The organism is Streptomyces venezuelae ATCC 10712 (assembly GCF_008639165.1).
Classification (GTDB): domain Bacteria; phylum Actinomycetota; class Actinomycetes; order Streptomycetales; family Streptomycetaceae; genus Streptomyces; species Streptomyces venezuelae.
This window is the reverse complement of the sequence record NZ_CP029197.1, coordinates 3,175,734-3,190,698: the sequence shown is the minus strand read 5'-3', so window position 1 is coordinate 3,190,698 and position 14,965 is coordinate 3,175,734. Positions and strand designations below refer to the sequence as shown.

General features: G+C 70.6%; 7 protein-coding genes. 3 read left to right on the top strand and 4 right to left on the bottom strand.

The window, feature by feature from the left end; genetic code table 11:
* The first annotated feature begins 68 nt into the window (after positions 1-68).
* From DEJ43_RS14530 to DEJ43_RS14520, 3 genes are all read left to right on the top strand, one after another.
* Complete coding sequence (locus DEJ43_RS14530) at positions 69-10,763, top strand: LamG-like jellyroll fold domain-containing protein (RefSeq protein WP_106433715.1); 10,695 nt, start codon at positions 69-71, stop codon at positions 10,761-10,763.
* Positions 10,764-10,775: 12 nt separating this feature from the next.
* Entirely contained in the window at positions 10,776-11,498 is a 723-nt protein-coding gene (locus DEJ43_RS14525; protein ID WP_145953708.1) for a hypothetical protein, read from the top strand.
* A 234-nt stretch (positions 11,499-11,732) separates the two neighbouring features.
* Complete coding sequence (locus tag DEJ43_RS14520) at positions 11,733-12,131, top strand: LppU/SCO3897 family protein (RefSeq protein WP_015034118.1); 399 nt, start codon at positions 11,733-11,735, stop codon at positions 12,129-12,131.
* Positions 12,132-12,161: 30 nt separating this feature from the next.
* Here DEJ43_RS14520 and DEJ43_RS14515 read toward each other — a convergent pair whose 3' ends face one another.
* From DEJ43_RS14515 to DEJ43_RS14500, 4 genes are all read right to left on the bottom strand, one after another.
* Complete coding sequence (locus tag DEJ43_RS14515) at positions 12,162-12,614, bottom strand: hypothetical protein (protein WP_015034117.1); 453 nt, start codon at positions 12,612-12,614, stop codon at positions 12,162-12,164.
* A complete protein-coding gene (locus DEJ43_RS14510) occupies positions 12,611-13,264 on the bottom strand; it encodes a sigma-70 family RNA polymerase sigma factor (RefSeq protein WP_015034116.1) in 654 nt (217 codons plus the stop codon). The genes DEJ43_RS14515 and DEJ43_RS14510 overlap by 4 nt, the downstream gene beginning before the upstream one ends.
* 77 nt (positions 13,265-13,341) lie before the next feature.
* Positions 13,342-13,719: a hypothetical protein gene (locus DEJ43_RS37775; RefSeq protein ID WP_181399473.1), complete on the bottom strand. Its 378-nt coding sequence runs from the start codon at positions 13,717-13,719 to the stop codon at positions 13,342-13,344.
* 66 nt (positions 13,720-13,785) lie between these two features.
* On the bottom strand, positions 13,786-14,907 hold the full coding sequence (locus DEJ43_RS14500) for a helix-turn-helix domain-containing protein (RefSeq protein WP_015034115.1): 1,122 nt from the start codon (positions 14,905-14,907) through the stop codon (positions 13,786-13,788).
* Between the last annotated feature and the right edge of the window lie 58 nt (positions 14,908-14,965).

Sequence of the window (14,965 nt, the reverse complement as noted above, 5' to 3'; positions counted from 1 at the left end):
CACCGGGTCGCACCGGCAGACGCAGGTTGAGGGCTACGGCTCTTTCCGTACTGATCTCCCTGTTCCTCATGCTCACCACCGAATCGGCGGTCGCCGCGGGCGTCACGCTGGAACCGGTGAAGATGCCCAAGCTCTCCCTGGCGGGACTCTGGAAGTGGGTGAGCGAGAACCCCCTCGACACCCCCGACCAGCAGGGCGGCACGGCCCGGGGCAAGAGCCACCACGCCTCCGCCGACGCCACCAGCCTGGAGGGCGCCGCCGGCCGCAAGCCCGGCAAGGGCAAGGGCGAGCTCCCGCTGTACGAGCGGAAGACCGACGACCCCGCCGAGGTCCGCACCGGCAAGGCGCCGGGCACCGCCCACAGCTTCGACGCGCGCACCAGCAGGCGTGACGCGAAGAAGTCCACGGCGACCTCGGACTTCTACGTCAACGCCGACGGCTCCACCACCGTCCGCCACTACCCCGGCCGCACCAACTTCAAGGGCGCGGACGGCACGTGGAAGGCCATCGACACGAGCCTGACCGAGGACAAGGACGGCCGCCTCCAGCAGACGGCCAACTCCCTCGACGTCGAGTTCGCGCCGACCGCCGCCGACAAGGCCCTCGCCTCCGTCGACTTCGGCAAGGGCCGCACCTTCGCCTACGCCCTGCGGGACGCGGCGAAGACCGAGCCCACCGTCGACGCCCACGGCACCGTCACCTACGCCGGGGTGCTCCCCGAGACCGACGTGCAGCTCGTGCCGCTCGCCGAGGGCTTCAAGGAGAACATCGTCCTGCGCTCCCCGCGGGCCGAGAACTCCTGGGTCTTCGCACTCGACCTCAAGGGCCTCACCGCCCGCGTCGCCGCCGACGGCGACGTGGAGTTCACCGACGCGGACGGCAAGGTCACCGCGACCATCCCGCACGCGTACATGGAGGACTCCAAGGTCGACCCGCGCTCCGGCGACCGCGCCCAGTCCCGGGCCGTCACCTACGAGCTGACGACCGTCGACGGCAAGGCCGACGGGCAGCCCGCCCTGCGGATGACCGCCGACCGCGCCTGGCTCGACGACCCCGCGCGCGTCTACCCGGTGACCGTCGACCCGACGGTGACCGCGTCGAACTCGACGTACACGCAGAACACCATCGGCGGCGACCACTCCACCGAGACCCAGATCAAGGTCGGCTCGTACGACTCGGGCACCAACAAGACGAACTCGTTCCTCCAGTTCAGCTCCCTCGGCACCGCGCTCGCGGGGCAGCGGGTCACCGCCGCCACCCTGAACGTGTACGCCCTGTGGTCCTCGACCTGCGCGGCCCAGTCGTTCTCGGTGCACCCGATCACCCAGTCGTGGACCCCGTCCGCCGTCACGGCGTACCCCGGCCCGTCCTTCGGCGCCGCGATCGGCACCGCCACCCCGGCGCCCGGAGCCTCCTGCTCCAACACCGGCAACTCGGCGAGCGTCGGCGTGCGCATGCCGGTCTCGCTCAACACGACGTGGTTCAACAACGTCGCCGGCGGGGCCGCGAACTACGGTCTCGCGCTCACCGCGCCGACCAACGACATGCTCCACTGGAAGAAGTTCCACTCGGACAACTCGGCGACCGCCGGCTTCCGCCCGGCCCTGGACCTGACCTACACGCCGAACTCGGCGCCGCAGATCAACGCCCAGTACCCGCCCGCCAACTTCCAGGCGAACACCCTCCAGCCCGAGCTGCTCGTCTACGCGAGCGACGCGGACAAGGGCCCCAGCCCCCTCTCGTACACCTTCGAGGTCTACGACGGCGACGCCACCGGCACCCCCACGCTGGTCGCCTCGTCCGGCACGGTCACCAAGGGCAGCTGGAAGGTTCCCGCGGGCAAGCTGAAGTGGTCGAAGAACTACGACTGGTACGTGGAGGCCAGCGACGGCACCTCGGCCGTCGTGGAAGGCAGCAGCTTCACCACGGCCGTGCCGCAGCCGCCGGTCACCTCCGGCCTGTCGATGAACACCGACGGGCACGAGTTCGACCCCTCGGACGGCAACTACACGACCGAGGACACCGACGCCGACGTGCCGGTCATCGGCCCGTCGCTGGAGATCGAGCGCTCCTACAACAGCCTCGACCCCCGCGTCGACTCCGCCTTCGGCGCCGGCTGGTCGACGATCGTCGACATGAAGGCCGTCGAGGTCAAGGACGGCGCAGGCGCCCTCACCAGCGTGATCATCACCTACCCCGGTGGTGAGCAGGTCGCCTTCGGCCGGAACTCGGACGGCACCTTCGTGCCCCCGCTGGGCCGCTACGCGCGCCTCGCGGCCGTCACCGGCGGCTACACGCTCACCGACAAGGACTTCACGGAGTACGCCTTCACCCAGGCGACCGCGAAGACCGGCACGTACGCGCTGAAGACCATCAAGGACTACGCGGGCCGCACCGAGACCTTCACGTACGACGCCAACAAGCGCCTCACGAAGATCACCAACGAGGTCTCCAAGCGGAACCTGGGCCTGACCTGGTACCAGCCGGCCTCGGCCACCGCCTGGCACGTCCAGACCGTCTACACCGACCAGGCCACGGCCGGCGACGCGAACTCGGTCCAGACCTGGCAGTACACCTACACCGGTGACCAGCTCACCAAGGTGTGCCCGCCGGCCGACTGGTCCAAGTGCACGACGTACACCTACGCCACCGGCAACCACTACCGCACCACGGTCCTCGACGCCGACCCGTTCGCCTACTGGCGGCTCGGCGAGACCTCCGGCACGGTCGCGAAGGACGCCCTCGACGCGAACCAGGGCCAGTACAACGGCACGTACCAGAACGTGACGCTGGGCGGGACGGGCCCCCTCGCGGGCTCCACCCAGAAGGCGGCCACCTTCAACGGCACCACCTCGTACGTCGAGATGCCGGCCGCGCCGGGCGCCACGCCCTCGTACACCTCCGTCTCGCTGTGGTTCAAGACCACCACCGCCGGGGGCGTGCTCTTCTACTACGGCGACAAGCCCCTCAGCGACCCCGACCCGGTGGCCAACACCACGAAGAACACCCCCGCGGTGTACGTGGGCACCGACGGCAAGCTGCGCGGCTGCCTCGCCATGTCGCCCGGCTGCATGACGACGATCACGTCCACCCCGCTCGTCACCGACGGCAAGTGGCACAACGCCGTCCTCACCGGCATCGCCAACAGCCAGACCCTGTACCTCGACGGTGCGGCGGTCGGCTCGCTCGGCGGCACCATCAACGACTGGGTGCAGCCGTACATCTCCCTCGGCGCCGGTGTGAACACCAGTGGCTGGCCGGCGATGAACGCCAACGACAAGCTCGGACACTTCAACGGCCAGCTGGCCGAGGTCGCGATCTTCTCCGAGCCGCTCGCGGCCGACGTCATCAAGTCCCAGTACGACTCCGCCACCCGGCCCGCCGGGCTGCTCCAGAAGATCACCACCCCCGGCGGCAAGACCCAGGCGTCGGTCGTCTACGACACCACCGACGACCGCGTCCTCCAGGCCACCGACGGCAACGGCGGCACCTGGAAGCTCAACCCGCCGACCATCACCGGCTCGTCCCAGGTCTACCGCTCCGCCGTCATGGGCTCCGCCCCGGCCGGCTACTGGCGCCTGGACGACACCCAGGGAGCGGCGCAGGCCGCGAACCAGGTGAACACCGGCTTCGGCACGTACAACAACGTCATCCAGGGCGCCGAGGGCCCCTTCGGTCCGGGTGACGCGAGCGCGGCGACCTTCGACGGGTCGACCTCCTTCCTGGAGATCCCGTACGGCCCGCTGCACGCCAAGGCCGACCGCTCGGTCGAACTGTGGTTCAAGACGGCCGAACCCGGCGTGCTCATGAGCGACCAGAGCGTCGCCCCGAACAACGCGGCCGGGGCCGCCGGCAGCTGGAGCAACCTGCTCTACGTCGGCGCCGACAACAAGCTGCACGGACACTGGTGGAGCTCCACCTGCAACGGCGCGGCGACCCTCGGCTCCACGGCGGCGGTCACGGACGACAAGTGGCACCACGCGGTCCTGTCGGCAGCCGGCACCACGCAGACGCTCTACCTGGACGGTGCGAAGCAGGGCACCTGCACGGGCGCCCCGAGCGACCAGACCACCTCGCGGACCTTCGTCGGCGCCGGCTTCGGCAAGAACTGGTTCAGCTCCCCGGCCGACGTCAGCTACTTCACCGGCTCCATCGCCGAGGTCGCGGCCCACGCCAAGGGCCTGACCGACGCGGACGTGGCGGCCCACTGGTCGGCCTACAAGGCGTCCTCCGGCATCGCCCCCGTCAAGACGGTCAAGCTGACCGACCCCACGGACAAGACCCTCACCTACGTGTACGACGCCGAGATGGGCAACCGCCTGCTCGCCGCGATCGACACCGAGGGCGACCGCACCACCTACGGGTACGACACCGGCGGCTTCCTGCACACCATCACGGACGCCAACGGCAACCGCTCGATCACCGGTCACGACGTGCGCGGCAACACGGTCTCCCAGACCACCTGCCAGAACACGGCCGCGAACAAGTGCTCGACGGAGTACTACACCTTCTACCCGGACGCGACCACGGCCTTCCCGCCGATGGACCTGCGCAACGACCTGCTCCTGACGGAACGGGACGGGCGCTCGTCCGGCCCGACGGACAACGCCTACCTCACGAGCTACTCCTACGACGCGGGCGGCAACCTGCTGTCGGTGACCACGCCCCCCGTGGCCGGTCACCCGAACGGCCGGACCGCCTCGACCACGTACACCACCGCCACCACCCCGGCGGCGGAGGGCGGTACGGCGGTCACGCCGGCGGGCCTCGTGGCGCAGGTCGTGACCCCGGGCGGCCGGAAGACCACGTACACCTACTTCGCCAACGGCGACCTGGCGAAGATCACCGACGCCAACGGCGCCACCGTGGAGTACACCTACGACAAGCTGGGCCGCGAGATCTCCAAGAAGGAGGTCTCGGACGCCAACCCGGGCGGTCTCGTCACGTCGCAGACGTACGACAAGAACGACCAGGTCGTCACCGAGACGACCCCGGCCGTCACCAACCGGGTCACCGGCGCCAAGCACCAGGCGAAGACGACCACGGGCTACGACCCGGACGGCAACATCCTGTCGCAGACCGTCCAGGACCTCACCGGCGGTGACACGGCCCGTGTCACGTCGATGACGTACGACGCCCACAACCAGCTGGCGACCAGGACGGACCCGGGCGGCGACACCACGTCGTTCGAGTACGACGCCTACGGCAACAAGGTGAAGGAGACGGACCCCGCGGGGACCGTCAACACCTACACCTTCGACGGCGAGCAGCGTCCGCTCACCACGAACCTGCTCAACTACACCGGCGACCCGTACAACCCGACGCCTCCGACGACGCTCGTCCAGGAGTCCCGGGCGTACGACCCGGCCGGCCGCCTCGCGTCGATCACCGACTCGCTCGGCTGGCAGACGGCGTACACCTACACCGACGACGGCCTGTCGGCCTCCGTGGTCCGCAAGGACCCGCAGACCGGCAAGTCCTTCACGGAGCAGGCGAACACCTACGACGCCGCCGGCAACCTGATCGAGCAGGTCACCAACGACGGGCAGACCCGGACCACCTTCACGGTGGACGCGGCCGACCGTACGGTCTCCGAGATCCTCGACCCCAACGGGCTCGCCAGGACCACGCAGACCAGCTACGACCCGGACGACAACGTGGTGTCGGAGACGGACCGCGACCCGGCGACGGGTGACGTGTCCACCACGGACACCCGCTACGACCGCCTGGGCAACGTCACCGGAACCACCAGCCACGACGGCACCACGGCCCCGGTGGCCCGCTACAAGCTGGACGAGACGACGGGCTTCGGCCTTGCCGACTCCTCCGGCGCGAACAACACCGGTACCCACGGCACCGGCATGCACTGGAACACCGACCGGGGCGGCAGCGCCGTCCTCGACGGTGACGCCAACTCCTGGGCCCAGAGCAACGGCCCGGTGGTGAACACCAACGGCAGCTTCACGGTCTCGGCCTGGGTGAAGCTGACCAACACCACGGCCAACCGGACCTTCGTCGCGCAGGACGGCAAGGAGGCCTCCGGCTTCCAGCTCTACTACTCGACGGCCTACGGCTGGACCTTCAACCGGCACGCCACCGACACCTACGACCCGGCCATCGTGCGGGTCTCGTCGGGCACCGCCGCCGTCACGGCCAACACCTGGACCCATCTGGTCGGCGTCTACGACCAGGCGAGCGCCCAGCTGCGGCTCTACGTGAACGGTGTCGCCAGCGGCACCCCGGCCACCTTCGGCACGCCGTGGGAGGCCACCGGACCGCTCCAGATCGGACGCCGCTGGTACAAGGGCGCCTACGGGGAGAACCACCTCGGCGGCCTCGACGACGTCCAGGTCTACAGCGAGGCGCTCACCGCGACGCAGGTCACGGCGCTCAAGGGCGGCACCCTGCCGGCCGCGGGCTCCTCGGTCCGCACCACCTCGTGGAAGCTCGACCAGCGCGGTCTGCCGGTGTCCCAGACGGACACCGCGGGCAACGTCACCGACTACGGCTACGACGAGCTCGGCGAGCAGACCTCGGTCACCGAGCCGGCCGTCATGGCGGAGCAGAACGGCGGGACCCCGGTCTCGGTCCGGCCCGTCACGATGACCGGATACAACACCTTCGGCGAGGCGACCGAGTACGCCGACCCGCTCGGCAACGTGGCGACGACGGCGTACGACGCCGAGGGCCAGGAGTCCTCGGTCACCACGCCGGAGTACCTGGCGCCGGGTGCCACGGCACCGATCCGGGCCACGAGCTACAACGAGTACAACAAGCTCGGGCAGGTCACGGCCGAGGTCGACGCGCTCGGCAACCGCACCACGTACACGTACACGCAGCTGGGCGACCTGGCCTCGGTCACCGAGCCGGGCGGCGGTACGACGAAGTACACCTACTCCACCAACGGCGACCAGCTGTCGGCCACCCGGCCGAACGGCGCCCGCCAGGAGATGACGTACGACTACCTGGGCCGCGAGCTGACCAGCACGGACATCGTGCGCCAGCCCACGCAGCGGGCCTACACGGCGATCAACGAGTACAACGCGCCGGGCGGCGAGCTCTCCCGCGTCGTCTCGCCGAACGGTGTGAGCGAGTCGTACAAGTACAACGCGGTGGGCGAGATGACGGAGGTCACCGACTCCGCCGGAAACGTCTCCCGCTTCACGTACGACATGGACGGGCAGCCGCTGCTGTCCACGGACCCCGACGGCACCAGCACCCGCAACACGTACGACGGCTTCGGCCAGCTGGTGAAGACCGAGGACCTGGACGAGATGGGCGCCGTGCTGCGGACCGCCCGGACCTCGTACGACCGGATGGGCAACGCGGTCTCGGTGACGGACTACCGTCAGCACACCAAGACCCTCACCTACGACGCCGCGGGCCAGATCACCAAGGCGGTCGAGCCGGTCTCCGCGACCGAGTCGATCACCTCGACCTTCGGCTACGACGCCGCGGGCAACCGGACCCGGTTCACCGACGGACGGGGCAACCCGTTCATCACCACGTACAACACGTGGGGCATGCCGGAGTCGGTGGTCGAGCCCTCCACGCCGACCCACCCGAACGTCGCGGACCGGACCTTCACGGCCGTCTACGACACCATCGGGCGGGTGAAGGAGGCCCGGTCCCCGGGCGGGGTGACGACCTCCTTCGAGTACGACGCGAAGAGCCGCCTCGTCAAGCAGACCGGTACGGGTGCGGAGGCCGCCACGGCCGACCACACGTACAGCTATGACGAGGACGACCGCCTGACGGCCGTCGCCGGTCTCGGTACGGAGAAGAACACCTTCACCTACGACGACCGCGGCCTCCTCCTGACGGCCAACGGCCCCTCGGGCGCCTCGTCCTTCGCCTGGAACGGCGACGGCGAGATGACCACCCGGACGGACGCCTCCGGCACGTCGACGTACGGCTACGACACCGCCGGTCGTCTGAAGACGACCAACGACGGTGCCACCGGCACGACGCTGACGTACGCCTACGACGTCAACAGCAACGTCAAGTCGATCGAGTACGGCACGGGCAAGGCGAAGCGCAGCTTCGGCTACGACAAGCTCCAGCGGCTGACCAACGACACGCTGACGTCCCCGACGGGCAAGACGCTCTCGTCCCTCACCTACGGGTGGGACGAGAACGACAACATGACGTCGAAGACGACGGCCGGCGTCGCGGGCGCCTCCGCCAACACGTACACCTACGACTGGGCCGACCGCCTGACGTCCTGGAACAACGGGACGACGACCGAGGTCTACGGCTACGACGCGTCCGGCAACCGCACCCGGGTCGGTGGCGACACCTACACGTACGACGCCCGGAACCGGCTGACCTCGGACGGCCACAGCACGTACACCTACACCGCGCGAGGCTCGCTGAGTTCGGTGACGGACGACGCCAGCCGCGTCACGACCATGAAGACGGACGCCTTCAACCGGGTGATCCAGGAAGGTGACCGCACCTACACCTATGACGGCTTCGACCGGGTCCTGACCGCCAACGAGGACGGTGCGGCGATCCACACCTTCCAGTACAGCGGCACGGACAACGACGTGGCCTCGGACGGTGTGTCCAGCTACAGCAGGGACGCGGACGGTTCCGTCGTCGGCGTGAAGACCGCGGTCACCGCGGTGCTGGCCCTCACGGACCTGCACACCGACGTGATCGCCCAGTTCACCGCCACCGGTGAGGCGCTGACCGGTTCGACGACCTACTCGCCCTTCGGCAAGGTCGTCCAGTCCTCGACGATGCTCGGCGCGCTGGGCTACCAGTCGGGGTGGACCGACCCGCAGACGGCCAAGGTCAACATGGCCGCGCGCTGGTACTCGCCGGAGACCGGACAGTTCAACAACCGGGACACGGCGAGCAACTCGCCGCTGCCCGACTCGGTGAACGCGAACCGGTACGCGTACGCGAACGGCAACCCGATGACGGGCACCGACCCGACGGGCCACTGGTTCGACTCCATCAAGAAGGCCTTCAAGAAGGTCACCAAGAAGGTCAAGCACGTCGCCAAGTCGGCCTACAAGAAGGCGAAGAAGGCGGTCAAGCACGTCGCCAAGGTCGTCAAGAAGGCCGCCAAGAAGGTCAAGCGGGCCGTCAAGAAGGTGGTGAAGCGGGCCAAGCGGGCGGTGCGGAAGGCCGTCCGGTACGTGGCCGACAGCGTCAGAAAGGTCAAGAGATACGTCAAACGTGTCTACCGGACCGTGAAACGCGTCGCCCACAAGGTCGTCAAGCATGTGAAGAGGGCGGTCCGCAAGGTCGCCAAGGCCGTCAAACACGTCGCCAAGAAGGTGGTCAAGGCCGCCAAGAAGGTCGGCAGAGCCGTCAAGAAGGCGGCGAAGGCGACAGCCCACTTCGTCAAGCAGCACGCCTCGACCATCGCCTCGGTGGCCACCGGCATCGCCGTCTTCGCGGGCTGCACCGCGATCACGGCCGGTGTGGGTGCCGTCGGTTGCGCCGCCCTCGCGGGCGCCGCGGCCAACGGCGTCGGCTACATGATGAGCGACGGCCCGAAGTCGGTCGGCGGATTCCTCGGCGCGGTCGCCATCGGCGCCGTGACCGGTGCCGCCGGTGGCGTCGGCGGCCGTCTCGCGGCCAGCGCCGCGGGCAAGCTGCTCTCCGGCACGGCCGGCAAGATCGCGACGAACGTCGCGGAGAGCGCCGGCGAGGAGGCCCTGACGGGCGCGGTCGAGTACGGCACCTCCTGTGTGAACAGCGAGGAGGGCTGCTCGGTCGCCGGAGCCGCGAAGGCGGCGACGATCGGTGCCGTCATGGGCGGCGCGTTCGGAGCGAAGGGCAAGGGCAACGGCCCGAAGTCGAAGGACTCCGCGGGCGGCAGCTCCGGACCCGGCTGCCCGGTTCGCCGCTCCGGCACGCCGCACAGCTTCACGGCCAAGACGCCGGTCCTGATGGCGGACGGCAAGACCAAGAAGATCTCCGAGGTCAAGGCGGGCGACAAGGTCCTCACGGCCGAGCCCGGCAAGACGACCAAGGAGGTCCACGAGGTCAAGCGGGTCATCGTCACCAAGACCGACCGTGACTACGTCGACGTCACCATCGCCGCGAAGGCCGGCCGGAAGACGATCGAGACCACCAAGCACCACCAGTTCTACGAGTCCACCCGCAACTCCTGGACGCAGGCGGGCGACCTCCGGGTCGGCCAGAAGCTCCAGAACGGCGAGGGTGCCCCGGCGGCGATCGTCGAGGTCACGTCGTACCAGGCCGACAGGACCACGTACGACCTGAGCATCGAGGGCCTGCACACGTACTTCGTGTTCGCGGGCGACCAGATCCAGGCGGTCGACAAGAGCGCCGCGGTCCTGGTCCACAACTGTGGTGGCAGCAACCCCGCCCACTCGCCGACCTGCACCTGCGCGGCCGGAAACCAGCCGCGCATGGCGAACGGCAACATGGGTTCCAACCCGAACCCGAATCCGAGCCGTCTCAACCGCGACAACCAGTACCCGTCGGGATACTGGGCGGACACCCACCGGGAAATGGAAAGGAATTGGAAGGACAGCGACGGCAATTGGTTGGACAACGACGGTAATATCGTTCCGGACGACGAGCTGACGTACGAGCACACGTACGCGGTCGTCGATCACTGGAATGCCGAGGGGTACAACCAGAGCAAGAGCGAACGCGCGAAGTTCTTCAATGACGCCAGCAAAATGCACCCGATGCGCCGGAAGGCGAATTCGAGTGGCGGTGGTAAAATGAAGGCGCGTTATCGGCAGGACACCGGTCCCAACTACTCGAATTAAAGGAGAATGAGGGTGGCATTTGATGTGGAGCGGGCCGTACGGGAAATTCCGAACGTCGAGGAATTCCCTGGGCTAGCGCGCGCGTGGCGCTGGTCGCCCATGTTCCGGTTCGTGTTCTCGCTGGCGATGAACGCGGAGGGGACGCGCATCCACCAGGTGAACGCCCGAGACTCCTTCGACGAGGACCTGGCCCGGGCGGTGCTCACGTTCGCGCGTGAGCACCGCGCCGGACTCGGGGACGATCCCCGCCCGTTCGAGGTCGTTCCCGGGTTCTCGCACCCGGGCTACGACTTCGACGCGGTGGTGGCCATCCAGCCCGAGATCCACGGCTACTACGTGGGCCGGAACGAAGAGCTCAACGAGGTCGTGGTCGGGGTCTTCCCGGCGTACGTCCGGGAGTTCTCCGGGAACGAGACGCCGGAGGAGGCGTTCTTCCGCTTCAAGCGGATGCTGAACGCGGCGGACATGACCCGCGAGGCCGCTCCGTTCCTCCGGATGAAGTTCGACAACACGAGGACCGGCGGAGGAAGCGAAGGCGACCTCCGCGGCTTCACCACCCCCGACGTGCTGCTCCGGGAACTGGCGCTCCTGGAGGGCGCCCCCGGCAGCTTCTTGGAGTACGAGAACCGGCACGGGCGGGTGTGGCGGATCGAGTGGAACGGCTCGTGGACCGTCGACGGCGAGGCCCGGGAGCACGCGCCGGCCGCCGCCGAGGTCCTGGAGACCCTGAACTGACCCCGGTCGCGCCCCGCCGAGACGAGGGCCGTCCACCCGGAGTACCGGGCGGGCGGCCCTCGTGCCGTTCCCGGGTGCGGGAGCGTAGGCGCGGGCCCGTGCGGGGTTTCTGACGGGGCGCCAGGGTCACGACTCGACAACTGATCGGGAAGTGGATCTTCATGATCCTTTTTGCCTGTTTTGCTGCATGTAACGTTCGCGTCTGATCATGTCCGCGTCCCCAAGGAATCACTCATGACGACGCCCTCCGCGCCCCAGACCCCCGAGCAGCCCTTCGCGGCCGAGCAGCCCGCCGCCCCGGCGAAGAAGGGCAGCCGCATCCTCAAGAAGGTCGGCGGTGTCGTGGTCGCGATCGCCGTCGCCATCGCCGTCAAGTTCGGCCTCCCGCACCTCACCGGCGACGCCCCGGTCCACGCCAAGGCCGGCGAGTGCGTCACCGTGACGGGTCCCGACAACGACCCCAAGGTCGACACCACGGACTGCTCCTCCGGCAAGGCCGACCTGTTCAAGGTCGTCAAGGTCATCGACGACACCTTCGACGTGAACAAGTGCGGCGCGGAGCTCTCGGCGCTCGCGCAGCAGCTGGAGTCGGACAAGTTCGTGCTGTGCCTCGAAGAGGTCCCCGCGAAGTAGTCCGCGCGACCCGCCCTCCTCGCATGTCCCCTACGGCCGGGCGGCGGGGACGGGCGGCCGCTGCGGCAGCCCCGGCAGCTCCTCGGGCCGTGCCCCGGGGACCCCTTCCGGCGTGCTCGGCCGGGGCCGTGCGACGGACGGACCGACCGGGCCCGGCGTCGGGCCCGGAACCTCCGGCGAGGGTACGCCGACCCCCGGCGGCCGGGCGGGCTGCACCGGCAGCGGAGTCGCCGCACCGCCGCCGGGCCCCAGGAACAGGGCGTACGCGGCCGCCGCCGCGGCGACCGAACCGAGCCCCGCGAGAACGAACCCGCGCACCCGCCGCGTACCCCGGCTCCGCCCCCGCGGGGGTTCCTCGCGCCGCAGGTCCCGGTACGTGACGAGGGCGGCCCGGGCGGCGAACGCGGCACGCAGCCGCTCCTCGGTGACGGTGTGCCGGCCGGGAGCGTCCCCGGCCCCGGCCCGTGGTCCGGACGGTGTCATCGGCCTCCCTCCAGCTTCTTCTCCAGGGCGTCGAGCGCGCGGCTCGCGGTGGACTTCACCGTGCCGCGCGAGAGCCCGAGCGTCTGCGCGATCTGCGCCTCGGTCAGCTCCGACCAGTACCGCAGCACGAGCACCTCGCGCTGGCGCCGGGTCAGCCCCGCGAGCGCGTCGAGCACGTGCCGGTGCTCCTCGGCGAGCAGCAGGTCCTCGTCGACGGGAGGCCCGGCGACCGGATGGGGCGGGGTGTACGCGCGGGCGGTGCGGCGCCTGCGCAGCACGGAACGGGCCGCGTTGACGACGGCGGTGTGCAGGTACGCGCCGGGGTCCTGGAGCCCGTGGAGCGAGGTCCCGTACCGCCGGCACATCGCGGCGAACGCGTCCTGGACGACGTCCTCGGCGGTGTGCCGGTCGTCGACGAGGAAGACCGCGAGCCGCACCATGTCGAGCCGCCGGGCCAGGTACAGCTCGGTCAGGTCGGGCGGCGGTCCGGGGTCGCCGGAGGCACCGACCGCGTACAGGTGGCGCCCCCGCACGGCCGCGGGCGCGTCCTCGGCCCGGGACACGCGGGCGAGCAGCCGGGCCCACCAGGGGGGCCGGGCCGCGGCTGCCGGTGGGGGTACGGGCACGGGTACGGCGTACGACAACTGCACGGTCCTCGATCCGTCGGGGAAGGGAGGGGCGGCCGGCCCGGGCCGGCCGCCCGCTCGAAGGGCACGACCGCCTGCTGCTACTTCCCGAAGCCGGTACCGGGCCGCACGACCCGGGGCACACCGCCGACGGGAGCCGGAGCGGGAGCCGGGACGGGCTTGACGGCGGGGGCGGGAGCCGGGGCCGGGACGGGCTTGACGGCGGGGGCCGGGGCCGGAGCCGGGACGGGCTTGACGGCCGGGGCGGGGGCCGGAGCCGGGACCGGCTTGACGGCCGGGACGGGCTTCGGGGCCGGGGCCGACTCCGGTGCGGGCGCGGCCACCTTCGGGGCGGGGCGCGGGCCCGAGTCGGCGAAGGCCTGTACGGCGAAGCCGCCGCCCAGGAGGAGCGCGGCACCGGTGACGACACCCAGGACCCGGGGGCGGGGGCGGAAGTTCCGCTTGGCGTGGCTGGACATGGGGTTCTCCCGAGGAAGAGACGGACACGGTGGGGTGAAGGGCGCCTTCAACCCACCAGACGTGTGTCACCCCACGAGGTTGCGACCGCCCCCGAGATTCTTCTCACCGGGCTCGGCCCCACCGGCCGGGCCCGGGTCGGTGAGGAGGCGCCAGGACGTCAGGGCAAGCCGGGCTCTGGTCAGGCCCGTCGGGGTCGTGAGGTCGACCGACAGGGCCTTGCCCAGCAGGTCGACCCGGCGGGACACGCTGCTGTGGTGGAGGTGCAGCGCCTCCGCCGCCCGGCGCAGCGAGCCCGCCGCGCAGTACGCGTCCAGGGTGTCCAGCAGCTCCCGGACCTCCTGCGGCGCCTCCTGGCCGGCCAGCCGGACCAGCGCCGCGACGTCCGGGTTCGCGCGGAGCGCCTCCGTCGGCACCTCCGCGAGCAGCGCCAGCGCACCCAACTCGGCGTGCAGGACCACGGGTTCGCGCTCGGTCGTGAGGCGCAGGGCGGTGCGGGCCTCCCGCCACGCCAGGTCGGGGCCGTCCGCCGCGCCGACACCCGCCCGGACGCCCGCGGGGAAGCGCGCCGGGTCCACGGCGGCGGCCAGGACCACGCCGACCCCGCCGATCCGCGCCGCCTTCACCGGGCGCCCGGGGCAGACGGCCGCGCCCACCCGGTCGAGCGGCAGCCGCGGCGACCGTACGGCGGCCACCCGGACCGGCGACCCGGCGGCGAAGCCGAGCAGCCGCAACGCCCGCGCCCGGGCCGCCTCGTCGGTCCCGGTGCTGACCACCAGCTCGACGAGCGCGGGGTCCGCCATGGTCGTACGGGCGGGTCCGTACCGTTCGACGGCTCCCGCGACGGCCAGCGCGAGCCGGTCGAGCAGCACCTCGTCGAGCGGGCCGGCCGGACCCGCCCGCTCCAGCCACACCGTGCCGATCTCCTCCTCGTCGAGGACGACCGGGGCCGTCCCCGACGCGGGCGCCGCCGGGCCGGCCGCCTCGCGGCCGTCGGGCGCGAGGCGGATCGTGCGGCCCGTGCCGTGGAGTCCGATCCCGGTGACGCACTCGGCCAGACCGGCCGAGGCGCGGGCGAGCGCGGGCAGGTCCACCCGCCGGCGCATCAGCGTGTCGTAGAACGCGACGATGCGGAGCGCTCCGTCGACGTACGGATCGAGTCCGGAAAGCCGTACGGCCAGAGCCTCCATGGCAGCAGGATAGGAGAGCGGCCCCTCCGGCGGCGGCCGCCGATCGGCGCGCGATCGG

What these genes read in the sequence shown, in the direction of transcription:
- DEJ43_RS14530 (WP_106433715.1), top strand. Translation starts at nt 69, where the DNA reads ATGCTCACCACCGAATCGGCGGTCGCCGCGGGCGTCACGCTGGAACCG.
- DEJ43_RS14520 (WP_015034118.1), top strand. Translation starts at nt 11,733, where the DNA reads ATGACGACGCCCTCCGCGCCCCAGACCCCCGAGCAGCCCTTCGCGGCC.
- DEJ43_RS14515 (WP_015034117.1), bottom strand. Translation starts at nt 12,614, where the DNA reads ATGACACCGTCCGGACCACGGGCCGGGGCCGGGGACGCTCCCGGCCGG.
- DEJ43_RS37775 (WP_181399473.1), bottom strand. Translation starts at nt 13,719, where the DNA reads ATGTCCAGCCACGCCAAGCGGAACTTCCGCCCCCGCCCCCGGGTCCTG.
- DEJ43_RS14500 (WP_015034115.1), bottom strand. Translation starts at nt 14,907, where the DNA reads ATGGAGGCTCTGGCCGTACGGCTTTCCGGACTCGATCCGTACGTCGAC.